General features: G+C 70.5%; 6 protein-coding genes and 2 pseudogenes. 6 read left to right on the plus strand and 2 right to left on the minus strand.

Annotated features, from left to right (window positions below; all coding sequences use genetic code 11):
* Positions 1 to 54 precede the first annotated feature (54 nt).
* Positions 55 to 1,028, minus strand: a pseudogene (ytfQ, locus tag DEW08_RS24395) (galactofuranose ABC transporter, galactofuranose-binding protein YtfQ).
* 277 nt (positions 1,029 to 1,305) lie between these two features.
* Complete coding sequence (locus DEW08_RS24400) at positions 1,306 to 2,292, minus strand: aldo/keto reductase (RefSeq protein ID WP_109332093.1); 987 nt, start codon at positions 2,290 to 2,292, stop codon at positions 1,306 to 1,308.
* Positions 2,293 to 2,507: 215 nt separating this feature from the next.
* Here DEW08_RS24400 and DEW08_RS24405 point away from each other — a divergent pair, with 215 nt between their 5' ends.
* The 6 genes and pseudogenes from DEW08_RS24405 (at position 2,508) to DEW08_RS24430 (ending at position 26,699) form a co-directional block, all read left to right on the plus strand.
* The gene (locus DEW08_RS24405) at positions 2,508 to 3,641 is read left to right on the plus strand and encodes a sugar ABC transporter substrate-binding protein (protein ID WP_109332102.1); all 1,134 of its coding nucleotides are present in this window, start codon (positions 2,508 to 2,510) and stop codon (positions 3,639 to 3,641) included.
* A gap of 42 nt (positions 3,642 to 3,683) precedes the next feature.
* Positions 3,684 to 5,219 carry a sugar ABC transporter ATP-binding protein gene (locus DEW08_RS24410; protein ID WP_109332103.1) on the plus strand — a complete coding sequence of 512 codons (1,536 nt, stop codon included), beginning with the start codon at positions 3,684 to 3,686 and terminating at the stop codon, positions 5,217 to 5,219.
* Positions 5,212 to 6,288 carry an ABC transporter permease gene (locus DEW08_RS24415; RefSeq protein WP_109332105.1) on the plus strand — a complete coding sequence of 359 codons (1,077 nt, stop codon included), beginning with the start codon at positions 5,212 to 5,214 and terminating at the stop codon, positions 6,286 to 6,288. Before DEW08_RS24410 ends, DEW08_RS24415 begins: the two co-directional genes overlap by 8 nt.
* Positions 6,285 to 7,246, plus strand: a pseudogene (locus tag DEW08_RS24420) (ABC transporter permease). The gene DEW08_RS24415 and the pseudogene DEW08_RS24420 overlap by 4 nt, the downstream one beginning before the upstream one ends.
* A 611-nt stretch (positions 7,247 to 7,857) precedes the next feature.
* On the plus strand, positions 7,858 to 9,078 hold the full coding sequence (locus tag DEW08_RS24425; protein ID WP_109332106.1) for a DUF4347 domain-containing protein: 1,221 nt from the start codon (positions 7,858 to 7,860) through the stop codon (positions 9,076 to 9,078).
* Positions 9,075 to 26,699: a cadherin-like domain-containing protein gene (locus tag DEW08_RS24430; RefSeq protein WP_146214757.1), complete on the plus strand. Its 17,625-nt coding sequence runs from the start codon at positions 9,075 to 9,077 to the stop codon at positions 26,697 to 26,699. Before DEW08_RS24425 ends, DEW08_RS24430 begins: the two co-directional genes overlap by 4 nt.
* Positions 26,700 to 26,712 lie beyond the last annotated feature (13 nt).

Consider the following 26,712-nt stretch of genomic DNA (forward strand, 5'->3'; position numbering starts at 1 on the left):
GACGGCGCCGGGACGCCTCCGGGATCCCCGGCGCAGGACGCTCCAGCCTTGCGGTCAGTAGGCGTCCTTGCGGCGCTCGTATTCGGCCTTGGCGGTGTCGGGCGTGAAGAGCTTCGACTCCGTCTGGATCCACTTGGGCGGCGCCTTGCCGTCCTTCTTGTAGGCCACCAGCGCGTCGAAGGCGGGACCGGCCATGTTCGGCGTCAGCTCGACCGTCGCATTGGCCTCGCCTTCGGCCATGGCCTTGAAGATGTCCGGCACACCATCGATCGATACCACCAGGATGTCCTTGCCCGGCTTCAGCCCGGCTTCCTTGATGGCCTGGATGGCCCGACCGCCATGTCGTCGTTGTGGGCGTAGACGGCGCAGATGTTCTTGCCGCCGTTCTCCGCCTTGATGAAGCTCTCCATCACCTCCTTGCCCTTGGCGCGGGTGAAGTCGCCGGACTGGGTGCGGATGATCTTCATGCCGGGAGTCTTGGCGACGACCTCGTCGAAGCCCTTCTTGCGGTTGATGGCGGGGGAGGAACCGACGGTCCCCTGCAGCTCCACCACCGCGCACTTGCCGCCGGTCTCCTTGGCCAGCCACTCGCCGGCGACCCGTCCCTCATGCACCGTGTCGGAGGTCACGGCGGTCATGTAGAGCGACGGATCCCGCGTCTCGATCTGGCGGTCGAGCAGGACGACCGGGATCTTCGCCTCCTTCGCTTCCCTCAGCACCGAATCCCAGCCGGTCGCCACGACCGGGGCGATGAAGATCGCGTCGACGCCCTGGGCGACGAAGGAGCGGACGGCCTTGATCTGGTTTTCCTGCTTCTGCTGGGCGTCGGAGATCTTCAGCGTGATCCCGCGTTTCTCCGCCTCCGCCTTGGCCGTCTTGGTCTCGGCGGCGCGCCAGCCGGACTCGGAGCCGATCTGCGAAAAGCCGACCGTCAGCTTCCCGTCGGCTGCCCCGGCCGTCTGGGCGGTGCCGGCGGCCGCGACGAGGACGGTGGCGGCGACCGCGGACTTCAGCCAATTCCTGGACATGCGTGGCTCCCCCTTCTTGGTCTTGATCATTGGTTCCGCGCAGCCGGCCGCGTTCCGCGGCGAGGCGGCGGCATCGCGCTGCTGCACGGTCCGACGCCTGCGGCGGCGGTTCCTGCTGATTGTTCGGTTGCCTGACGTTAGGCGCGCCGACCATAACTGTCCAATGCGATTTTCCGTTGTGCCGATACGTAAATTGCTATCGCTCTGGACGAGGGCCGGTCGGCGTTATCGGGGGAAACGAAGGCGGGCGACGAAGACGGCCGGCCGGCACGGGCGATCAGGACGGCGTCGGCGCCGCCTCCGGCAGGATGCCGGCCGCCTTCAGCTCCTGCCAGAAATCGGCGGGAACCGGCTGCGCCATCAGCTCCACATTCTCCTGCACGCGCGCCGGGTTCTTCGTGCCTGGGATGACCGAGGCGACGACCGGGTGGGCTGCGCAGAACTGCAGGGCGGCGGCGCGCAGATCCACCCCGTGCCTTTGGGCGATCGCCGCGAGGCGGTCTCGGGCGTTCAGCTTGTCGGCCGGAGCGTCCTGGTATTCGAAGGTCCGGCCGCCGGCGATGATGCCGGAATTGTAGGGGCCGCCGACGACGACATGGACGCCGCGCCCGGCGCAGCGGGGAAACAGCTCGTCGAGCGCCGGCTGGTTGAGCAGGCTGTAGCGGCCGGCCAGCAGGAAGACGTCGGGGTCCGCCCGGTCGAGCGCCATGACGCAAGGCTCCACCCGATTGACGCCCAAACCCCAGGCCCGGATCACCCCCTCCTCGCGCAGCCGGGTCAGCGCCACGGCGGCTCCCGTCATGGCGGTATCGAACACCTCCAGCCAGCGGTCGCCGTGGGCATCCTCCGCACAGTCGTGGATGTAGGCGATGTCGATGCGCGCCATGCCGAGACGTTGCAGGCTGTCCTCGATGGAGCGGCGCACCCCGTCGGCCGTGTAGTCGTAGTCGACGCGGAACGGCAGCCCCTTCACGAAGGGACCATGCCTGCCGCCCTTGCTGGCATCGGCGCGCAGCAGCCGGCCGACCTTCGTGGACAGCACGAATTCATCGCGCGGCCGATTGCGCAGGGCATGGCCGAAGCGATGCTCGGAGATGCCCGGGCCATATTCCGGTGCAGTGTCGAAATAGCGGATCCCGGCGTCCCAGGCGGCGTCGAGCGTGGCCTCGGCGACGTCGTCCGGCACCTCCTCGAACATGTTGCCCAACGGGGCGCCGCCGAATCCCAGCGGTCCCGGCGGCGCGTAATGCTTGCTGTCCGGCATGAGGAAACCTCTCGTTTTTTGCGCCTCCGACAACACCTGCGGCGGGCGCCCGTTCCGGAACCTTCCCAAGCGGGGATATCCGATTGGCTGATTGCTAGTATATCAATCATTTGGAACACTCCGGCTTGGCAGCGGGGTCGGACGGACGCCGGCAGGGGCGACGGCCCGCACAAGAAGGCCCGCAAGCGGGGCCGCCAATCAGGGAGGACACAACCATGATGCGCAGGATTTGCCTGCCGGCGGCCGTGGCTGCCGGGATGCTGTTGTCCGCGGCCGGGGCCGCCGCCGCTCCCAAGGCGGTATCCGGGCCGGGGCCGGAGCCGCAGTGCTTCAAGCCGTGGAAGGCGGACACGAAGTACTATCAGTGGCCCAGGAAGCAGGGTCCCTACCGGATCGCCATCGTCAACGGCTTCGTCGGCAACACCTGGCGGATCCAGATGATCCAGACCGCCAAGGCCTATGCCGAGCAGCCCGGCATGAAGGACAAGATCAAGGAGCTGAAGGTGGTCTCCACCGGCACCGACGTGGCGGCCCAGCTCGGCGCCATGGAGGACTTCATCAACCAGGGCTATGACGCCATCGTCACCATTGCGGTGGCGCCCGACGGCTTCGACCGGGTGATCCGGCTCGCCGACCGCAACAACGTGGTGGTCGTGCCCTTCGACAACGTGCTCGATACCGACAAGGTGATGCAGGTCAACGAGGACCAGCTCGAGATCGGCCGCATCGCTGCCCGCCATCTTTTAAAGGAACTCGGCGGCAAGAAGGACGGCAAGGTCCTGGAGGTGCGCGGCCTCCCCGGAAACTCCGTGGACCGCGACCGCCACCTGGGCTTCCGCGAAGTGATGGAGAAGGAGGCGCCCGGCCTGCAGATCATCGAGATCGTCGGGAACTGGGACGACGGCACCTCGCAGAAGGCGACCGCCGACGCGCTCGCCGTCCATGGCCGCTTCGACGCGGTGTTCACCCAGGGCGGCTCGACCGGCACGGTGCGCGCCCTGATGGATGCCGGGCATCCCTTCGTCCCCATGGCCGGGGAGTCCGAAAACGGCTTCCGCAAGCTGATCGCCGCCCACGCCAAGGACGGGCTGAAGGGGCTGTCCTACGGGCAGTCGGCCGGTCTGGTGGCGGTGTCCATGAAGGCCGCCGTCTCGGCGCTGGAAGGCAATCCGATGCCTCAGCTCATTTCGGTGCCGATCCCGGTTGAGGACTACAACAGCCTGAAGGCCGGGGTGAACTTCTGGCCGGACCTGACCGACAACTTCTTCGCGGCCAACGCCTTCCCGGCCTGCGGCGTCACCATCTCGGCGCCGGAGATCATGGCCAAGGACGCGAAGAACACGCAATAGCCCCGGCGGCTCCCTCTCCCTCGACGGCTTCCCAAGGATGGTGTGCGCGTGACCCAGCCCTTCCTGACGCTTTCGGGCATCTCCAAGCGCTACGGCGGCGTCCGGGCGCTCGACGGCGTCACATTCGCCTGCGCGCGCGGCTCCATCCACGCCGTCCTGGGGGAGAACGGGGCCGGCAAGTCCACCCTCATCAAGATCATCTCCGGCGTGGTCCGGCCCGATGAGGGAGAGATGCGGCTGGACGGCCATCCCGTCGCCTTCGCGGATCCCGCCGCCGCCAACCGCGCCGGGGTGGTGTGCGTCTTCCAGGAACTGTCCCTGATGCCCGACCTGACGGTGGCGGACAACATCCTGGTCGCCGATCCGCCGCGCCGTCTCGGCCTGATCGACCGCCGGGCCCAGCGCCGGCGGGCCGAGGAGATCCTGGGCTCCATCGGCTGCGGGGATGTGAACCCGCGGCTGAAGGTGCGGGACCTGCCGCTGTCGCGCCGCCAGATGGTGGAGATCGCCAAGGCGCTCGCCAAGCGTCCGCGGCTCCTCATCCTGGACGAGGCGACCTCGGCCCTGACCGCGGCCGACGTGGAGCGGGTCTATGCCATGCTCGCCCGCCTCAAGGCCGAAGGCGTCGCCATTCTCTACATCTCGCACCGCATGCACGAGATCGATGCCCTGGCGGACACGCTCTCCGTCTTCCGCAACGGCCGCCACATCGACAGCTTCGCCAAGGGTACCCGCTCCCCCGACCGCATCATCGAGCTGATGATCGGCCGCGAGATCACCGCGCAATATCCGCCCAAGCCGGCCGCCCCCCACGCCGGCACGCCGGGGCCGGCCCCGCGCCTCGACGTCCGGGATCTGAGCTGGGCCGACCGGCTGAAGGGGCTGTCCTTCACCATCGCCCCCGGCGAGATCGTCGGGCTGGGCGGGCTGGACGGGCAGGGGCAGAAGGAGGTTCTGCTCGCCCTCTTCGGCGTGCTGAAGGGGGTGGGCGGCACCGTGACGGTGGACGGGCGGCCGCACCGTCCGTCCTCGCCGGCCGAGGCCAAGGGCGCCCGGCTCGCCCTGATCCCGGAGGACCGCAAGACCGAGGGGCTGATGCTGCCGATGTCGATTGCCGACAATCTGGTTGCGGCCTCTCTGTCCTCCGTCTCCTCCGGCGTCTCGCGTCTGGTGATCGACCGGGCCCGCGAGCGCGCGGCGGTGGCGGAGGCGGTGCGGCGCCTGCAGATCAAGATCGGCAGCCCGGAGGACAGCGTCTCGACCCTGTCCGGCGGCAACCAGCAGAAGGTGGTGATCGCCAAATGGCTGATGACCGAGCCCGGCCTGATCCTCCTCAACGATCCGACGCGCGGCATCGACGTCGGCACCAAGCAGGAGATCTACCGGCTGCTGCGCGACCTTGCCGACTCCGGCGCCGCGATCCTCTTCTACTCGACGGATTATGACGAGCTGATCGGCTGCTGCGACCGCGTCAACGTCATGTATGACGGGCGCATCGTCCGCACCCTGGAAGGCGCTGCCATCACCGAGCAGGCGATCCTCGCCAGCGCCCTCAACATGGGGGCCGCCCATGGCTGACGCCGCCGTCACCACCCGTCCCGCCGGGTCCGGCAACGCCCTGCTGTGGCTGCGCCAGAACGCGGGGCTGGCGGGGGCGATCGCCCTGTTCGTCCTGTTCTACGGGATCTACAACCTCTACCACCCCCGCGGCTTCAGCCAGCAGGTGCTGATCCAGAACGCCAACGAGGTCTTCACCATCGCGCTGATCGCGATGGCGCAGACCGTGCCGGTACTGACCGGCGGGCTCGACCTGTCGGTCGGCGCGGTGATGACACTGGTGAACTGCCTTGCCAGCCATCTGGTCGCCGGCTCTCCGCTGGAGATCGCGGCGGGGATCGTCGCCTGTCTCGCGGCCGGCACGGCGTTCGGCCTGCTGAACGGCTGCATCGTGGTCTATGGGCGCATCCAGCCGATCATCGCGACGCTCGCCACCGGGGCCGTCGCCATCGGGCTCGCCCTGTTCCTGCGGCCGAAGCCGGGCGGCAAGCTCGACGCCGACCTGTCCTGGGCGATGACCAACGCGCTGAGCGACTTCGCCGAGACCTACGGCCTGTTCGACGGCGGCCAGGCGGTCGGGTTCCAGCCCGTCGCCTGGATCCCGGTGCCGCTGGTCCTGCTCGCCGTCATGGTGCTGTGCGTCTGGCTGCCGTTCAGCCGCACCTTGACCGGGCGCACGGTCTACGCGATCGGATCGGCGGAGGGGGCCGCCTATATGTCGGGGCTGCCGATCGCCCGGGCGAAGCTGGCCGCCTTCGCGATGGCCGGTTTCTTCGCAGCGGTGGGCGGGCTGTTCCTGGCGATCCAGACCTCGTCCGGCAACGCCGACATCCCCCAGGCCGGCGCCTACACGCTCAACTCCATCGCGGCGGTGGTGATCGGCGGCACGTCGCTGCTCGGCGGATCCGGCGGGGCCGTCGCCTCCGTGGTCGGGGCGCTGGTGCTGCGGGCGATCTCCTTCAACTTCCGCATCTTCGACATCGCCCCGCTGATGCAGCCGCTGGTCGAGGGGCTGGTGCTGCTGGCGGCGGTCAGCCTGGGGGCGCTGCGCACGCTGCGCACCCGCAACCGGCTGGAGCTGTTCCGATGAGCGCCGGAGCCCATGCCGTGATGCGCGGCGACAGCAAGCCGATCCTGATCGCGGCCGGCTTCGTGCTGGTCATCCTGGCGGTCGGCACGGTCTACACGCTCGCCACCCAGGGCGTCGCGACGCTCCTGTCGCCGGCCTACCTGATCCAGCAGCTCCAGACCGGGTCCTTCCTCGGCCTCGTCGCGGCGGGAATGATGATGGTCATCCTGATCGGCCATATCGACCTGTCGGTCGCCTGGACGCTGTCGGCGGCGGCCATGACCGCGACCGCCGTCGGCGGGCCGCTGGCGGTGCCGGCGGGGCTGGCCGTCGGTCTGGGGGTCGGCCTGCTGAACGGGGTGGGGGTCGCATATCTGCGCGTCCCGTCGATGATCTTCACGCTGGGCGTCAATGCCGCGCTGCGCGGGGTGATGGTGGCGCACACCGGCGGCTTCGCGCCGCAGACCGCCGCCACCGACGCCATGCGGTTCCTCGGGGCCGAGCGTGTCGCCGGGCTGCCGGTGTCCGTCCTCGTCTGGGCCGCCCTCTCGCTGCTCGCCGCCGGGCTGCTCGGCCGCACCGCCTTCGGGAAGTCGCTCTACGCCATCGGCAATTCGGAGGCCGCCGCCTACCTGTCCGGCATCCGCAGCCGCCGCGTCACCATCCTCGCCTTCGTGCTCTGCTCGCTGTTCGCCAGCCTCGCCGGAGTGATGCTCGCCGGCTATTCGACCAAGGCCTATCAGGGCATGGGCGACGGCTACGTCCTGCCGGCCATCGCCGCGGTGGTGATCGGCGGCACCCACATCCTCGGCGGCCGGGGCGCTACCTCGGCACCGTGGTCGGGGTGATCCTGATCGTGCTGCTGAACTCGGTGCTCTCGATCATGCAGATGGCCGAGGCGGGGCGGCAGGTCATCTATGGCTGCGTGATCATCGCCATGCTGCTGGTCTACGGCCGCGGCGACCGCGCCGGCGCCTGACCGTCCTGTCCTCTGCGTTGATCGGGCGCCTGCTCGCGCCGGAGACGCCGCGTGGCAGGCCGGCACCGCTGTTGATCCGGCAGGCTGCAGGGCAGGCGGAGCTTCGGCTGTCGCGAGTTGCGACATTTCACACGCCGGACCGCCTCACATTATTTCGCCATCGTAAACGAAGCTTCCGGTCCTACGGGCGATTCCTTGCCCAGCAGCCCCGGCAACACCACCGGAGGATGTGGCGCTTCACGGTCAGGCCGATGTGGCGAATCTCCATAAGTGCTTGAAATTACCAAATACTGCGGAGGCTCCGGATCGCCCCCTGCGGCGCCACGTCGCATTTCGCCACAATTCGGCAGAGATTTTAGGTAGCCCCCTGGGGTCAATCACAACTAGGTTAGCTCTAAGTGGGGAGCGGTATAATCAGAAGGGGCGGCATTAGAGAAATGTGTTGCAAAGACTGATTTCAAACAAGCGCGCGACCAAGACAGTCAGCAGAATAGATCATCTACAGAAATTCAGATAACAGGCGCCAGTCATTGTAAATCTACCTATGGCTGCACCTGATAAATTCATGTCCAAGAATAAAACTATCCAACGACTCCGGTGTGAGGGGAATCATGGCCTTGCGTAACTCGCTCAAGATCGTTCTCGAGCCGCGCTATGTCTTCGACGGCGCAGCCGTCGCGACGGTCGCCGAGAGTATCGACAAGGTCATCGATCAGACCCACCGCGACCCCGCCGCGTCCCAGGATGCGGCGCAGGATGCGGTTCACGCCGCCTCCGCTACGGCGGCGCCTCGGCATGCCGGCGACGCGCCGCCCGCCCCGGCCGAGGCGACCGGTCATGACACCGGCAGCCTTCCCGCTGCGCCGGCAGGCCAGCCGGCCGCGCCGCCGGCCGCTCCGGTCCATGAGATCGTCTTCGTCGATTCGCGCGTGGACAACCTGCCGGCGCTGACCGCCAGCGTGCCGTCCGGGGTGGAGGTGGTCGTCCTCGACCCCGCCCGCGACGGCATCGGCCAGATTACCGGGGCACTCGCCGGACGGACCAACCTCGACGCGATCCACATCGTCTCGCAGGGCAGCGCCGGTGCCCTGCCTGTCGGCCGCGACCTGCTGACCTCCGCCGCCCTGGTGGGCCGGGCCGACGAGGTCGCCTCCTGGCGCGACCATCTGGCGGATGGCGGCGGGATCGGCATCCACGGGCTCGAATCCGCCGGCAGCGCCGGAAGCCGCCTGCTCACCGACACGCTGTCGAACCTGACCGGCCTCGACGTGGAGGTGACGGAGGCCGCGGCCTGGAGCGGAAGCGTCCCTGCCGACGGGCCGGCCTCGCCCGGCCGCACGCTGCTGGTCGTCGACTACCGGGTGACCGACGTCGATACGCTCCTCGGCTACGTCGATTCCAAGGTGGAGGTGCTCCGGCTCGACGGCGACGACGATGCGCTGACCGCCATCGGGGCGGCATTGTCGCATGGCGGCTACGGCTCGCTCCAGATCATCTCCCACGGTGCGTCGGGCGAGCTTCTGCTGGGGCGCGACACGCTGACCGCCGACAGCCTGCGCACCTCGGCCGCGGCGCTGTCGGCATGGCGGTCCGGCCTCACCGAGGACGCCGACATCCTGATCTACGGCTGCGACGTCGCCGCGGGCGAGGCGGGCGCCCGCTTCATCGCCTCGATGGCGGAGCTGACCGGCGCCGACGTCGCGGCGTCGGTCGACGCCACCGGCGCCGCCGCCTTCGGGGCGACTGGACCCTGGAGGCGGCGACCGGCCCCATCGAGGCGGCGACGATCCATGCCGACGGCTACGGCCATCTGCTGGCACCGCCGACATTGACCCTCGGGGCCTCGTCCTACTCGATGAACGAGGATGCGACGCTGGCCATCACCGGCCTCAGCGTCGGCGACGCCGACGGCGGCACGCTGACCGTCACCCTCACCGCCGACCGCGGGACCATCGGCCTGGCGGGCGTCAAGGGGCTGACCTTCCTGCAGGGTACCAAGACCGGCAGTTCCGTCGTCTCCATCCGCGGCAGCATCGCGGACATCAACACCGCCATCGGCACGCTGACCTACCAGCCCTTCACGGACTACAACGGCGCCGGGTCGGTGCGGATCGACGTCTCCGACGGCGGAACCGCCGTCACCCAGACCATCGCCATCACGATCAACCCGGTGAACGACGCGCCGGTGGTCTCCCCGCTCAACGCGACCCTCACGGTCAACGAGGACACCCCGCTGACCTTTCCGGGCTTCTCCGTCTCGGATGTCGACGACGGCAGCGTGTCCGTCACGGTCGCCATGGCCAACGGCACCATCGCCATGGGATCCACGGCGGGCCTGACCTTCACCAACGGTACCGGCAACGGCCAGGCGCTGATCACCTTCACCGGCAGCCCGGCCAGCGTCAACGCCGCCCTCAACAGCCTGACCTATACGCCGACCGCCGACTATTTCGGGTCCTCGCTGCTGACCGTCACCGTGACCGACGCGTCCAACGCCTCGACCACGACGAGCCGCACCATCGTCGTCAACAACCTGAACGACGCGCCGGTCCTCACCGACGCCAACGCCGGCATCGTCCGCACGGCGGTGGAGGACACGAGCCTCACCATCTCCGGCCTGACGCTGACCGATTCCGACGATCCCGACACCCAGATCGTCAGCGTCACCCTGACCGCCACCCACGGGTCGGTGACCCTGACCCAGATCGCCGGGCTGACCTTCGTCAACGGCACCAGCAATGGCGACAGCGTCGTGACCGTGACGGGGACGGAGGCGGCGATGGCCGCCGCGATCGCCAGCTTCACCGTCCGGCCGGAGCCGAACTACAACGGCACCGGCGCCCAGATCCGCGTCGACGCGACCGACGCCAACAACGCCACCCGGACGCTGCTGATCAACAACATCGTCGTCCAGCCGGTGAACGACGCGCCGACCCTCAGCCCGACCGCCGCCACGGTGGCGGAGGGGGCCGGCAACATGGTGACGCTGGACGCCGCCAACTTCGGCCTGACCGACGTCGACCTCGACATCGGCCTGAACAGCGCGCCGCAGGTGCCGCAGCAGATCATCTTCCGCGTCACCCAGCTCCCGGCCGCGGCCAAGGGCTATCTCGTCTTCGGCGACGCCCACGCCCGCCTGGTCGTCGGCTCCACCTTCTCGTTGAAGGACGTCCAGGACGGCAAGGTCAGGTACGTCCACACCGGCTACCAGACCACCGCCACCGGCGGCACGCAGGACAGCTTCGCGGTCGTGGTCGACGACGGCGCCGGCGGCACCGATTCCGGCATCGTGCCGATCACCATCACCCCGGTGAACCAGCCGCCCGCCGTCTCCGGCTTCACCGTGGCCCAGACGGCCTACGAGGGGCGCAAGGGCGTCGACCTGACCATCTCGGCCAGCGATCCCGACCAGACCTCGGATATCTGGACGGTGGTGATCGACCAGATCGACGCGAAGGGCGGCACGCTCTACATCGACGCCAACGACAACAACGTCTTCGACGCCGGCGACACGCGGGTCACCGACGGCTACCGCTATACCGGCACGCTCGCCGCCATGAAGCTGAGCTTCGACGTCAGCCCGGACGAGCCGGCCGGCAACCCCAGTTTCCGCGTCACCCTGACCGACGACGGCGGCGGCACCAGCCCGGTCGCCACCCGCAGCGGCTCGCGCACCGTCGAGATCGCCGTGCGCGAGAACAACGACGACCCCGTCCTGTCCACCTTCGGCGCCGGCGTGTCGAACGGCTATGTCGTGCAGACCGGCGTCCCCGGCGCCTATGGCTACGGCGTTTCCACGACCCCGGCCGGTCCGGTCGCGGTGAACGTGTCGCAGAGCCGGGACATCACGATCACCAATGCGATCCTGGGCGTCAGCGACCCCGACAGCGCCCCCGGCATCGTGGTCTACACCCTGACCGCCCGTCCGGACGTCGCTCTGGCCCTGGTCCAGGTCTACCGCGACGGGGCGTGGCGCAGCCTCGGCGTCGGCGGCAGCTTCACCCAGCAGGAGGTGAACGACAACCACGTCCGGCTGCATGTCCGCACGACCGCCAACGGGGCGCAGACCGCGGCCCTGTCCTTCTCGGTGCGCGACAGCGAGATCACCGCCTTCTCGACCACCAGCCAGACGGAGATCCCCGGCGGGCGCGAGGGCGGCACCCGCAATGCCGGCGACACCGGCTACCTGACGCACACGCTGACCTTCAACCTGGCCGTCACCGGCAACACCGGCGGCCCCGGCGAGCCTGACCCCATCGATTACGTGGTCAACGATCCCGGCACGGTCGACGCCCGCAGCGTCACCACCAGCAATGCCAGCGTGCATGAAGGCGGGACGACCTACTTCCAGTCGACCAGCGCCGCCACCGGCGGCTACCTGAAGGCCACCGATCCCGATACTCCGGCCGACGAGCTGGTCTTCCGCCTGACGGAGCTGCCGACCGGCGGCCTCCTGCAGATCTACCGGGGCGGCAATCCGGTTCCCGCCAACGACGCGCAGAACTGGGTGGCGCTGGCACTCTACGGCTCCTTCACGCAGAAGGACGTGGATCAGGGCAAGGTCCGCTTCGTCCATGACGGCGGGGAGGACCACGTCCAGCAGTTCCGCTTCTCGGTCAGCGACGGCCGCAACATCTCCGCGATGACCACCGTGGGGATCGAGGTCATTCCAGTAAACGACACCCCCACCGCCGGTGTCTCCGGCACCGCCGTCCTGACGGAGCGCAACGACACCAGCTCGGCCACCCAGGGCATCTACGTCTTCAACACGCCCGGCAACGTGGCGATTTCGCTCGGCGACGCCGACGGCTCGCTCGATACCATCGCACTGCCCGACTACCGCTCCTCCGACACGGAGCTGTCCTTCACCGTCACGCGGCTGCCGCAGTACGGCAAGCTGCAGCTCTGGAACGGCAGCTCCTGGCAGGACCTCGCCCTGAACGGCGTGGTGACCAGGGCGCAGCTCAACGCCGGGTTCTTCCGCTACGTCCATGACGGCAGCGAGAATTTCTCCGACAGCTTCCGCATCGTTCCCAACGACGGCAAGGGCGTCGCCGCCGCGACGGCCGCCGGCGACGGTCCGAGCACCGGGGCGGAACTGACGATCGACCTTGCCATCGCCAGCCTCAACGACGACCCCGTCTTCTCCGCCAACACCGGCCTGCGGGTCGCCGAAGGCGGACAGGGGATCATCGGCGGCAGCGCGACGGCCGGGGCCGGCAATGCCATCTCCGGCGGGGCGGCCACGCTGCGCTACACCGACCCCGACAACACGACGACCCAGCGCCAGTACCGCATCACCGACGCCACCGACAACGGGACGCTGCGGCGCAACGGCGTGGCGCTCGGCGTCGGCAGCACCTTCACCCAGGCCGACCTCGACGCCGGGCTCATCACCTACACCCACAACGGGTCCGAGACCGGCACCGACAGCTTCTCCTTCGTGGTCAGCGACGGCGGCGGCGGCTCCGAACCGGCCGGCACCTTCCAGATCGTCATCGACCCGCTGAACGTGAAGCCGACGGTCACCGGGCCGACCGCGAACATCCTCTATGGCACCACCGATCCGCTGAGCTTCACCGGAAGCAACCGGATCGTCGTCGGCGACATGGATCTGGACAGCAACGGCGACGGGACGCCGGACGGCATCACCGCCGGCGAAAGCAACTTCCTGCGGGTGACCATCAGCGACGGCGCCTACACCGGGCCGGCCGTCATCAGCATCCTCGCCAGCAGCGGCGTCACCGTGGTCACCGGCGGAACCACGCTGGGCAACGGGCGGATCCAGTCGACCTCCGGCGAGATCGTCCTGCAGGGCACGCTGCAGCAGATCCAGGCGGCGCTGGACAGCCTGCAGTATCTCGTCCAGGAGGACGCGGACCAGATCATCCGCCTGACCGTGACGGTGGACGACCGGCTCCACGACGGGGCCGGAACGCTGGCCGCCGGCACCAATGGCGGCACGGCGAACCGCGACGGCTCGCCGGTGAACGACGCCAACAACACCGCGACGCACACGATCACGCTGTTCGCGTCGAACGTGAACGACCAGCATGGCCTGACGATCGGCGTCGCCAACCAGACGGCGAGCGAGGATACCTACCACGTCATCACCGGCTTCACCCTGACCGACGTCGAATCCGACGCCTTCGGGCTGAACATGCGGGTGACGCTCAGCGTCAGCCAGGGCACCATCGCGCTGGTGAACGGCGCCGGCGTCGCGGTCGCGGCCAGCAACGGCAACCGCACCCTGACCGTCACCGGCACCCGTGCCGCGATCGAGACGGCCCTGAACCGTGGCGTCCGCTATCTGGGCGCCGCCAACTTCAACGGCGGCGACACCCTGCAGGTCGCGCTGGACGAGTTCGAGGCGGCGGTCGGCGACGGCAACGTCGCGAACGCGACGAAGACCGCGACCTTCAACATCACCGTCCTGCCGGTCAACGACCAGATCACCCTGGCCGTCGACGGCAGCCAGGTCGCCGTCGACAGCGAGATGCCGAAGAAGATCGGCATGTGGTCCACGACGGTCGGGGACGCCGATCTCTCCCCGGCCTCCATCATCCAGGTGATGGTGCGGGTGCTGGATTCCACCGGCGCCCCGCTCGCCAGCTATGCCGGCGTCACGCTGGACAGCGACGCGACCGGCCACGGCGCCACCGTCGATGCCAGCTACACCGGCGCCGGGACGGCCCTCGTCCTCCGCGGCACCGTCTCCGAACTCAACGCCTACCTTTACGGGTTGAGGATCCGGCTGACGGGCGACATCGGCAACAGCGACGCCAGCTACAAGCTCCAGATCATCGCCGACGACCGCCTGCGCGACCGCGTGACCGGCGCGCTGGTCGATTCCGACCCCGGCACCCCGGAGGTCGAGGCATCCGCCAACGGCGGCTCCACCAACCAGACCAACGTCGGCAAGCCGGCCAACGCCCCCTCGGCCATTCCGACCACGGCCTACGACCCCACGACCGAGACGTCGGCGATCTCCGCGATCTACAACGTGGCGGTGGTGGAGCGGACGCTGTTCGCCTCCACCTTCAACAACGCCCCGTCGATCACCGCCAGCCCGGTGGTCGCGACCGAGGGCTCTTCGACCATCAAGCTCGACGGGACCAACGGCAACATCAGCATCGCCGATACCGACGACAATGGCGGCACCCTGTCGGTGACGCTGTCCATCGACCACGGCAGCATCACCACCGTCGGCAACTCCGGTGGCACAGTGGCGATCGCCGCCGACAAGCGGTCCGTCACCCTGACCGGCACCAAGGATCAGGTGAACAGCCGGCTGAAGGCCATCACCATCACCTATCCGGACGACCCCGGCGCCGCCACCTCGGCCGACTGGCACGGGACGGTCACCGTGACCGTCGTCGTCAACGACCAGGGCAACACCGGCGCCCGCCCCACCGCCATCGACACCGCGGCCGGCGTCTCCTACGCCGTCGGCTCGGCCTATGCCGACAGCACCAACGGCGCGCTGAAGACGACGAAGACGATCACCATCACCGTCAACCCGGTCAACGACCGCCCGACGGTCACCGCAGGCCAGACGATCGAGGCGGTCACGGTCCAGGAGGGTACCTCGGTCCCCGCCGGCACGGCGGTGTCCGACATCCTGACGCGGATCACCAGCTACGGCGACGGCGCCGACGACGTGTCCGCCAGCGGCGGAGGCAACACCGCGACCGGCCCCGGCTACATCGCCATCGTCGGCAATGCGGCCGTTGCGGCGCAGGGCAAATGGCAGTACTCGCTCGACGGGACGAACTGGACCGATGTCCCGGCGTCCCTCAGCGTCACCAGCGCCCTGGTGCTGGGACCGGCCCACCAGCTCCGCTTCATTCCGGCCGGCAACTTCTACGGAACCCCCGGCGCGCTGTCCGTCCGGGTGGCCGACCTCGACACGACGGCCGGCACCTCGGGCATCACCACCGGTGCCGGACGCAACCTGAACAACACGCCGGACGGCGACGCCGACCTGCAGACCGGCCGCTGGTCGTCCAACAGTGTCCTGCTGCAGGCCAGGGTCACCAACGAGAACGACCGGCCGACCGCGGCGGACGCCACGCTGCCCGCCATCGACGAGGAGACCCTCGATCCGCCGGGCGCCACGGTCGCCACGCTGTTCGGCTCCTCCTTCGCCGACGCGACCGACGACCAGACCGGCATCACCGGCGGTTCGAAGGCCGACATGGGAAGCCTGGGCGGCGTCGCCATCGTCGGCAACGCGGCCACCGCGGCGCAGGGACGCTGGGAATACTCGGTCAATGGCGGGACGAGCTGGACCGCCATCGACGGTTCGGTGTCAGAGACATCGGCGCTCCTGCTGCCGACGGCGGCGAAGATCCGTTTCGTCCCGGTCAACGACGACTATTACGGCACCCCCGGCACCCTGACGGTCCGCCTGTCCGACACGCCGGTCTCCTACAACGCCGCGACCCCGCTGCAGGACATTTCCGCCACGCTCGCCAGCCAGACCAGCCACTGGTCCGGGCAGGCGAAGCTGTCGACCAGCGTCCTGCCGGCCAACGACGCGCCGACCATCGCCGCCACCGATTCCGCCGCCACCGTCAGCGAGGCGAGCGGCGTCGGCACAGGAACCAACATGGTCGCCCTGGTCGGCGGCGCCACCGTCTCCGATCCCGACGGTACCGGCAGCGACTACACCGGCACCGCCAGCATGGCCGGCGGCAGCATCGTCGTGACGATCACCGACTACCGCGACGGCGACACCCTCAGCCTCGCCGGCAGCCCGACCGGGGCGGGGGCGACCAGTTCCACCGTGTCGAACGGCGTGCTGACCTTCACCATCTCCCTGACCGCCGCGGCGACCGAAGCCAATGTCGCGGCGATCATCGACGCCATCCGCTATTCCAGCAGCAGCGACAACCCGACCGCCAACGGCACGGACACGCAGCGCAGCTACAAGATCGTCCTGAATGACGGCAACAACGACGGGCTGAACACGGTGACCGGGCGGAAGACCAGCCTTCCGTCCAACGAGCTGACCGGGACCATCGACTTCGCCGCGGCCGACAGCGACGACAACGACCCGCCGACCGTCGACCTCAACGGCGCCACCAGCGGCGCCGACCATGAGGTGACCTGGACGGAGGGGGCCAACACCGCCAACACTCCGGTCAGGATCGCGGCGTCCGACGCGGCGCTCGGCGATCCCGACAACGGCAACGCCGTCGGCATGGTGCTGAGCGTCACCGGCATCCGCGACGGCAACGACGAGATGCTGACCATCGGCGGCACCGACTTCAGGCTCGCCACCACGACCACCGCGACGGTCACGGTCAACGGGCAGAGCTTCCAGGTGGCGGTGGTCCCGACCGTCGACGGGGCCGGCGACGGCAGCACCGTCCTCACCATCACCCCGGCCAGCGGCGCCACGCGCTCCATCGCCGGTTTCCAGGCGCTGCTGCGCGGCATCACCTACACCATCGCGACGGCCAACGACGATCCGACCGCCGGCGACCGCCGCATCTCCGTCCAGATCACCGACGCCGGCGACGACGATGCCGGCGGGGCCCACAGGCTTCCCAGCAACCAGCCGGCCACCGTCATCCATGTCGTTCCGGTCAACGACCAGCCGGTCCTGAGCGGCCTCGACGCCCTCACCGTGCTGGAGAACACGGCCAACGCCGGACCGGTCCTCATCGACTCCGACATCAACCTGACCGATGGCGACAGCCGCGACTTCGACGGCGGCTCCCTGACCGTCGGCGGGCTGGCGGCCGACGACGTGGTCTCGCTCGCCTCCGACCCCGGCACGGCGGCTGGCCAGCTCCGGCTGTCGAGCGGCAAGGTCGATCTCTTCGACGGAACCGGCTGGGTGCAGATCGGGACGACCGACACCACCCAGGCCGGCAAGTTCATCATCCGCTTCGGCAGCCCGCTCGTCGACATCGCGGTGGTCGAGCACCTGATCGAACATCTGACCTACCGCAACACGTCGGACACGCCGACCGCCACGCGCACGCTGACCCTCCTGGCGGACGACGGCGACGGCGGCACGCCGATTTCCGGCAGCGTGACCGTCACGGTGACCGCGGAGAACGAGGCGCCCCGCGTCTCGGCCAGCAACGTCGATGCGGCCGAGGGCAACGCCAGCATCGTGCTGAACGGCACCAACGCCAACATCACGGTGAACGACCCCGATGTCGGCAACGGGGTCATGACCGTCACCGTGTCGGTGGACCAGAGCGCCAGCATCACCGGGGTCGAGAACCTGACCTCGGACGGGACGACCACCGGCGGCGCCCAGGTCACCAACCTGAACGGCGGCTCGATCACGCTGACCGGCACCCAGGCGCAGATCAACACCGCGCTGAACGCGCTCACCGTCTCCTACCCGACGGTGAGCGGGGCCGCCGCCTCGGACTGGAACGGCACCATCACGGTGACCCTGGTGGTGAACGACCGCGGCAACAGCGGCGCCCGGCCGTCGACCCTCGGCGGCTACGTCTCGGGCGGGGCCGAGCCGGGATCCGCCTATGTCGACGCCACGCAGGCGGACGGCAATCCGGCAAACGACACCTGGTTGCAGACGACGCGCAGCTTCACCATCACGGTCGCGCCGCGCAACGACACCCCGGTCATCACCGCGCCGGACACCTCCACCACCCCGCTCACGGTGGACGAGGACACGGTCCTGTCCTTCACCGGCGGCAACCAGATCCTCTTCGGCGACGCCGCCGATCTCGCCACCGGCGCCGCCGACAGCTTCACCGTCACCCTGACGGCGACCAACGGCCGGGTCACGGTGAGCGATCCCGGCAACGCCGTCACCGGCGAGGGGACCGGCACCACCCTGACGCTGACCGGGACGCGGGTCGCCCTGAACGCCGCCCTGGCGACCCTGACCTTCACGCCGACCGCCGACTATCCGACCGCGTCCAGCAACACGGCCTCGGTCAGGATCGACGTGAACGACGGCGGCAACGGCGGGACGGGCAGCGGCGCCGCCACGGCAACCGCGAGCAGGACGGTCGGCATCACCGTCTCCCGCGTCTCCGACACCCCGGACCTGACGATCGATGCCAACCGCAACGGCACCGCCGACGCGGGCGAGACCAACCCAGGCTCGCCCGTCGCGATGAGCGGGGCCGAGGGGTCGTGGATCCTGCTGCCCATCCGGGTGGCGGAGACGGATACCGACTTCTCCGAAACCCTGTCGCTCGCCGTCGCCGGCCTGCCGGCCGGTACCCGCTACGTCGTGAACGGCGCCACGGCACCGACCGGGACCGGAACGGAACTCCTGGCGGGAGCCACCACCATCACCGTCGGCGACGCCACGCTCGGCACCGGCGGCAGCACGGTCAACCTGTGGGTCAAGCTGCCGCCCAACTGGAACACCCAGGGCGGCGGCGCCAGCGGGATCACCGCCGGCTTCATCCCGCTGACGGTCACGGCGACCAGCCAGGACGGCGGCGCGACGGCGGTCACCCGGACCGCGACCATCAACCTGACCGTGGCCTCCGTCGAGAACGACCCGGTACCGGCCGCCGACACCGGCAGCGTGACCGAGGACACCAGCCTGATCGCGTCGGGCAACGTCCTTGCCAACGACACGGACGCCGACGCGGGCGAGGGGCAGGTCCTGCGGGTGACGGCTGTGGAGGTCGGCACGACCAGCCGCACGGTCGACACCGCCAGCGACGCGGCCACCTCCATCGGCGGCGCCTACGGCACGCTGGTCATCCGCCGCGACGGCACCTACAGCTACGCCCTGAGCAACAGCCTGCCCGCCGTGCAGGGGCTGCGCGCCGGCCAGACGCTGACGGAGACCTTCACCTATACGGTGGACGATTTCCTGCCCGCCGGCGGCAATGCGGCCGGGGCGGCCAGGACCGCCACCCTCACCATCACCATCAACGGGACGGACGACGCGCCGGTCGTCGACCTCGACAGCACGACGGCGGCCGATCCGGTCACCGTGACCTACCGCGAGGCCGCGGGCACCGATACCACCACCGGCATGGCGCTGTTCCCCGACGCGACGCTGGTCGACGCCGACAGCGCCAACCTCTCGCGCATGGTCGTCACCGTCGCGGGCGTGCGCAACGGCGACGACGAGATCCTGCGGATCGGCGGCACCGACTTCGCGCTCGGCACCGTGGCCGGCACCCCGGTGACGGTGGGTGGCTTCGCGGTGACGGTCGCCGTCGCCGGCACCACCAGCACCCTGACCATCACGCGCGCCGGCGGCGTGGCGACGGTCGGCAGCTACGAGACCCTGCTGAAGGGCATCACCTACCGCAACCTGAACGACACGCCCGACAGCGGCGCGCGCAGCGTGACGGTGCAGGTGACCGACGCCGGTTCCAACGACGACACCAGCGCCGTCCACGAACTGCCCAGCAACAGCGCGGTCGCCAACCTGACGCTGCTGGTCACCAACGACCCGCCGCGCGTCGATCTGAACGGTGCGGCTGCCGGCGACGACTATGCCGTCACCTGGACGGAAACGGCCAACGCCCCGCATCCCTCCGTCGGGATCGCCGACCCCGCCGCCGCTCTGCTGAGCGACGTGGACAACGCCAACGCCGTACGCATGACGCTGACGCTGGGCGGCGTCGCCGCCGACCGGGCGGCGGAATCGCTGACCATCGGCGGCACGGTCTTCACCCTGAACCAGGCCCGCACCAACGTCATGGTCGCCTCGGGCGCCTTCCGGGTCGGCTACGATCCGGCCACCGGCGTCTTCGACATCACCCCCGCCGGCGCCACCGCGACGCTGGCCGCCTATCAGGCCCTGCTGCGCGACATCAGCTATACCAACGCGTCCGACAACCCGACGGCCGGCGACCGGACGATCGACATCCGGATCACCGACGCCGGCACCGGCGACACCGGCACGGCGGGCGACACGCTCGGCAACCCGCTGGACACCAACCGGGCCGTCACCACCATCACCGTGGTGCCGGTGAACGACCAGCCGCGCTTCGCCGGCGCCTATCAGGCCGTCACCATGGCGGAGAACGCGGTGAATGTCGTCGGCGGCACGCCCGCGGCCCTGATCACCAATGCCGCCGCCGTCTCGCTGGTCGATGCCGACAGCCCCAGCCTGACCGGCGGGTCCGTCACCGTCACCGGCCTGATCGCCGAGGACGTGCTGTCCCTGCCGCTGCAGCCGGCGGAGGGGGAGGGCGCGGTGCGCCGCGGCTCGGGCGACGCCGTCCAGGTCTGGTCGGGCGGCGCGTGGCGGACCATCGGGACCATCGTCCGGACGTCCGCCGATACCCTGACCATCGCGCTGACCGGCGCCGACGCCGCGGCCTACGCCACCGTCGGCACCGTCGAGCGGGTGATCGAGGCGCTGACCTATCAGAACGGCAGCGACCGGCCGACGCCGGGCCCCCGCACCCTGACCATCACGGTCGGCGACGGGACGCCGGGCGGCGTCGCCGGCACCGCCACCGTCGAGCTGCGCGTCACGCCGGAGAACGACCGGCCGACCATCGGCGGCTTCGGCCCGACCGGCCCGACCTTCGTGGAGGATGGCGCGGCCGTCCTGCTCGACCCCGACGCCACGCTGTTCGACGCCGATATCGGCGATGCCTCGGCCGGCCCGAACGACTACAGCGGCGTGGTGCTGACCTTCCAGCGCAACGGCGGCACGCCGAACGCCGAGGACGTCTTCGGCTTCTCCGGCAATGCCGGCACGGCGGGCTCGGTCTATGTCGGGACGGACGGCAAGCTGCACCTCGCCAACGCCTCCGCCGATCCCGCCGACGATCCGGTCATCGGAACGCTCGACACCGGCACTCCCGGACGGCTGGTGGTGACACTCGGCGACGGCGCGACGGCGGTGACGCAGGCGCTCGCCAGCCGCGTCGTGCAATCGGTGACCTACCGCAACACCAGCGAGAATGTCGACGGCATCTCCGCCGGTCCGGTCGCCATCGCGCTGACGGTGGACGACAACCGCGGCGCCACGCCCGTGGACCAGGGCGCCGGCCAGCGCCTGACGGCCAGCGCCGTGACCAGCGTCGCCATCACCCCGGTGAACGAGCCGATCTTCACCGGCACCACCCCGGCCCTGGCGCCGGTGACCTATCCGGAGAACGCCGGCGCCGTCCGGCTGTTCAACGATCCCGCGGTGCGGATCACCGACAACGACAACTCCAGCTTCGGCGGCGGCCTCGTCACCGCGCGCTTCACCGCCGGCGGTCAGGACGGCGACCGCCTGACCGTCACCGGCTCCGGCGATGCCGGCAGCCACTTCATCAGCGTGTCCGGCAGTTCGGTCCTGTGGGACGCCGACGGCGCCGGCAGCGGGGCGGCGCTGGTGATCGGCACCATCAGCGGCGGCATCGACGCCGCGACCTCCCTGCGGATCGCGCTGAACGGCAACGCCACGCCGGCCGCCGTCCAGGCGCTGATCCGCCAGATCGCCTTCCGCAACGACAGTCAGGATCCGGTCGGCGGCGCGGCTGCCCTCCGCACCGTGGCGGTGGACGTGCGCAACGGCCCGGACGGCGCGGCCACCACCCAGTCCGTCGCCGGCCTCTTCACCAACAGCCTGCGGGTGGTGCCGGAGAACGACGCGCCGGTGATCAGCCGGCCGGACGGCAGCACCATCACCGGTGCCGCCACGCCGGAATGGACCGGCGCCGGCAGCTACACCCACCGCGGCGACACGGTGGCGGACCTGATTGCCAGCCTGGGCGCCGACGCCGGCGACGCCGACAACCACGCCGGCAGCGTCGGCACGCCGAGGGACGGGCTGGGCCTCGCCATCACCGCCGTCGCCAACAGCTCCCACGGGGTGTGGCAGTACTCGCTCGATGACGGCGCCACCTGGACCGACGTTCCGGCTTCGGTCTCCGCCACGACAGCCCTGCTGCTGAACCCGGCCGACCGCATCCGCTTCGTGCCCGCTGCCCAGTTCAACGGCGACCCCGGCGCCAGCCTGACGCTGAAGCTGTGGGACCGGACCAGCGCCGGCACCGACACCACCGCCGACGACCCCAACACCACGGACGGCGACCGCAACACGGGCGACAACGACCAGTTCAGCCGCACCACGCTGCTCCTGAAGGCGTCGGTCAGCCCGGTGAACGACCCGCCGGTCAACACGGTCCCGACCGTTCTCACCGGCATCCTGGAGGACACCCCCTTCACCTTCAGCGGGACCAACCGCTTCAACATCGCCGATCCCGACGTGGACGAGAATCCGGTCACCGCCGATCGCATCCTGACCGTCACGCTGACGGCGCAGAACGGCCGGCTGACGCTCGGCGACGCGACGCTCCGCGGCCGGGTGACCTTCCAGTCCGGCGACGGGGTGGAGGATGCCGCCGTGACGGTCGCCGGCACGCTGGCCGACCTCCAGGCCCTGCTCGGGTCGGTGGTCTACCGGGGCAACCCGAACTTCAACGGCACCGAGACCATCACCATCGCCACCAGCGACAACGGCAATTACGGCGCCGGCGGGGTGAAGCTCGACCAGGACACCGTCACCTTCACGGTGCAGGCGGTGAACGACGCCCCGGTCGCGACCTCCACCGCCGCGGTCACCCTGGCCCCGGTGGCGGAGGATGTCGCCGGCGTCGCCAACCTCGGCAGCACGGTGGCCGATCTCTTCCAGTCCCGCCTGTCCGACGCCGCCGACGCGGTGGCCGGCGGCAGCAGCGCCAACACCTTCCACGGCGTCGTCATCGTCGGCGGCACCGCCGACCCGGCCAAGGGGCGGTGGCAGTACCAGATCGACGGCACCGGCCCCTGGCAGGAGGTCGGCAGCCGCAGCCTCGCCACCGCGCTGGTGCTGGACGGCAACGACCGCCTGCGCTTCCAGCCGGCCGCCGACTTCAACGGCCCGGCTCCCGACCTCGCCCTGCGGCTGGTGGAGGCCGGCGGCGGCGCTCCGGCCGGCGGGACGGTGGTCGATCTCTCGGCCGCCGGCGCCACCGGCGGCGCCACGCCCTATGCCGACAGCGGCAACCAGCTGACGCTGCAGACCGGCGTGACGCCGGTGAACGACCGGCCGACCGTCGGCGGCACCGTCGCAATCGCGGTGACGGAGGACAGCAGCCCGGCCGGCGCCAGCTTCGCCGACCTGATCGGCACGCGCTACGGCGACGCCACCGACGACCGCAGCGCGCTGGGCGGCACCGACGGCGCGACCCCGCTGACCTTCGTCGCCATCGTCGGCAACGGGGCCAAGCCGGGACAGGGGAGCTGGCAGTATCTCGCCGCCGCCGGCTGGACCGACATCCCGGCCACCGGTCTCGGTGACGGCTCGGCCCTCGTCCTGTCGGCCGCGACGCAGGTGCGCTTCCTGCCGGCGGCGGACTTCCACGGGACGCCCGGTGCGCTGACGCTGCGGGTAGCCGACGGCTCGGCCAATCCGGTGACGGCCAGCGGCGGTCCTGCCGACCTGAAGGACCTGTCCGTCGCCGGCGGGCTCGGCACCACCGACCGCTGGTCTGACGGCACGCTCACCCTTCAGCCTTCCGTCGCCAACGTGAACGACGCCCCGACCGCCACCGGTACGGCGGCGCTGCCGGCGGTCGCCGAGGATACCCCCGCCTCGGCCATCACCGGTGCGACGGTCGCCGGCCTGTTCGGCGCGCTCTACGGCGACGCGCTGGACGACCGGACGGGCATCGACGGCGGCGCCGACGCCAGCACCCCCGCGCTCGCCGGGATCGCCATCGTCGGCAACGCGGCCACCGCCGCCCAGGGCCAGTGGAGCTACTCCACCGACGGCATCACCTGGACGGCCCTGCCGGACGGCCTGTCGGACGGCAGCGCCCTTGTCCTGCCGGTGACGGCGCGGCTGCGCTTCGTCCCGGCCGCCGACTGGAACGGCACGCCGGGCGGCCTGACCGTGCGCCTTTCCGACGCGCCGGTCTCCTCGGCCGCCGCCGGCCAGTCGCTGACGGCCGGCGGCACGGGCAACTGGTCGGCCGGCACCGTCACCCTCGGAACCGCGGTCACGGCGGTGGAGGACGCGATCGAGGCGGCGGACGACGTGAACGGCATCGTCGAGGATGCGGCCGCCCCCGCGACCGGCACCGTCCTGGCGAACGACCGCGACCGCGACGCGCTCGGCACCATTGCGCCGCAGCGCCTCTTCGTCACGGCGATCCAGCCGGCCGGGGCGGCCGCGGCCACGGTGGTGGACACCGCCGGCACCGGCAGCGTCACGGTCGCCGGCCGCTACGGCACGCTGACCATCGACCGCGACGGCACCTACAGCTACGCCATCGACAACAGCCTGGCGGTCATCCAGCAGCTCCGCCAGGGGCAGACGCTGACCGACGAGGTGTTCACCTACACGGTCGACGATTTCCTCGCGGCCGACGGTACGAATGTCGGCAGCGCCGCCGTCACCCGCAGCCTGTCGATCGTCATCACCGGGGTGAACGACCGGCCGGTCGCCGTCGCCGACCGCGGCGACGTGCAGGAGGACGCCATCGCACCCGCCACCGGCAACGTGCTGTCCAACGATACGGAGGTGGATGCCGACGATCCGTCCGCCGTCACCGCCGTCCGGTTCGGCGGCACGGCCGGGACCGTCGGGCAGGGGCTGCGCGGCAGCTACGGCACGCTGGTGCTGAATGCGGCCGGCACCTGGTCCTATGCGGTCGACAATTCCTCGGCGGCGGTCCAGGCGCTCGCCGCCGGGGAAACACTGACGGAGACCTTCACCTACACCATCACCGACACGGCCGGCGGCAGCGGCAGCGCGACGCTGACCGTCGTCATCACCGGCGTGAACGACGCCCCGGTCCTGGCGGCCGAGGACAGCTCGGGCGGCGTCAAGGAGGATGTCCGCGCCACCGGCGGCGTCCTGACCGACAGCGGCACCATCGCCTTCACCGACCTGGACCGCAGCGACAGCCACACCGTCGCCTCCCGCTTCGTCTCGACCAGCGGGACGGCACAGCTCGGCAGCCTGACGTCCGTCCTGACGGCGGATACCACCGGCAGCGGCACCGGCGGGGTGCTGACCTGGACCTACAGCGTCGACAACGCCCGCGTGCAGACCCTGCGCGAAGGCGAGACGGTGACCGAGACCTATGCCGTCACCGTCTCCGACGGCAAGGGCGGGACCGAGACGCGGCAGGTGGTGATCACCATCACCGGCACCAACGACGCGCCCACCGTCACCGGCCCCGCGCCGCAGGCGAGCGGGCTCGCCGGCCTGCCCATCGCTCTGTCGGTGGAGCGCAGCCGCTTCGCCGACATCGACGCGGGCGACGTGCTGACCTTCACCGCCACCCTGGCGGACGGGAGGCCGCTGCCCTCCTGGCTGAGCTTCGATCCGGCGACCCTGACCTTCCGCGGCACGCCGCCGGCCGGCACCAACGGCGACGTGGCCCTGCTGCTGCGGGCGACCGACACCGCCGGGGCCTCCGTCACGCTGGGCGCCACCCTGTCGATCACCGCGCAGGTCGATCCGGCGGTCCCGGTCACGCCGCCGGTGCCTCCGGTCACCCCGACCACGCCGCCCACCACCCCGACGACGCCGACGCCTCCGCCGGGAACGCTGATCACAGTGGTGGACACGACCACCCCGACCGGTCCGACCAGCCCCGCCGGCACGCCGACGCTCGGCCCCGTCACCGGCGCCCCCTCGTCGCTGACGACCTTCGTCGACGTGGTGAACGTGGTGACCGGCACCAGCTCGGCCAGCGGCTACGGCGCCAACGCGGTGGTGGCGGCGACCAGCCTGAACCGCCGCGCCGACGGTACCGGCATGCTGTCGACCGACGCGCTGTTCCGCCAGACCACCTCGGCCAACGTCGATCTGTTCCTGGCCGGTTCGGTCGGCAACCAGGTGATGCTGCCGCAGCAGCAGACCAGCTTCCAGGTGCCGCCGAACGTCTTCCGCCATACCAACCCGGGCGAGAAGCTGGTCTACCAGGCGACCCGCCCCGACGGCAGTCCGCTGCCCAACTGGCTGCAGTTCGACGCGCCGAACATGACCTTCCGCGGCACCCCGCCGGCCAGCGCCCGCGGCAACGTGGATGTCGTGATCATCGCGAAGGACACCCGCGGCAATCAGGCGGCGGCGCAGTTCCGCATCCTGGTCAGCCAGGATCTCCGCACCGGCACGCCGGTGGACGACGCCCAGCGCGAGGCCGGCAATGCCGCCGGCCGCGCCGCGCCGCCCGTCCTCCCCGTGCCGCCGGCCGGCGGGCAGGGGGCGGCTCCGGCACCGCAGGGCGAGGCGCCCAACCGGACGGCGCCGCCGGACGGCGGGCGCCCCCAGGCCGGTGCTCCCGGCGCCACGGCTCCCGCCCAGACTCCGGCCAGGGACCAGCGGGCGGAGGTGGACGTGGAATCCTTCTTCGGCATGCCGGCCGGCCGCTCCGCCTTCACCGCCCAGGTCCAGGCGGCCGGGCTGCCGGGCCTGCTGGCGGAGGCGCGCGCCCTGCTGGACACGCTGCTCGCCGCCTCCGACACCGACCAGGAGGCGGCATGACGCCGCATTGTCC

The sequence above is a fragment of the Azospirillum thermophilum genome (assembly GCF_003130795.1).
Classification (GTDB): domain Bacteria; phylum Pseudomonadota; class Alphaproteobacteria; order Azospirillales; family Azospirillaceae; genus Azospirillum; species Azospirillum thermophilum.

Bases quoted from the DNA above. Each gene is read 5' to 3' on its own strand.
- DEW08_RS24400 (WP_109332093.1), bottom strand. From the start codon at position 2,292: ATGCCGGACAGCAAGCATTACGCGCCGCCGGGACCGCTGGGATTCGGC.
- DEW08_RS24405 (WP_109332102.1), top strand. From the start codon at position 2,508: ATGATGCGCAGGATTTGCCTGCCGGCGGCCGTGGCTGCCGGGATGCTG.
- DEW08_RS24415 (WP_109332105.1), top strand. From the start codon at position 5,212: ATGGCTGACGCCGCCGTCACCACCCGTCCCGCCGGGTCCGGCAACGCC.
- DEW08_RS24425 (WP_109332106.1), top strand. From the start codon at position 7,858: ATGGCCTTGCGTAACTCGCTCAAGATCGTTCTCGAGCCGCGCTATGTC.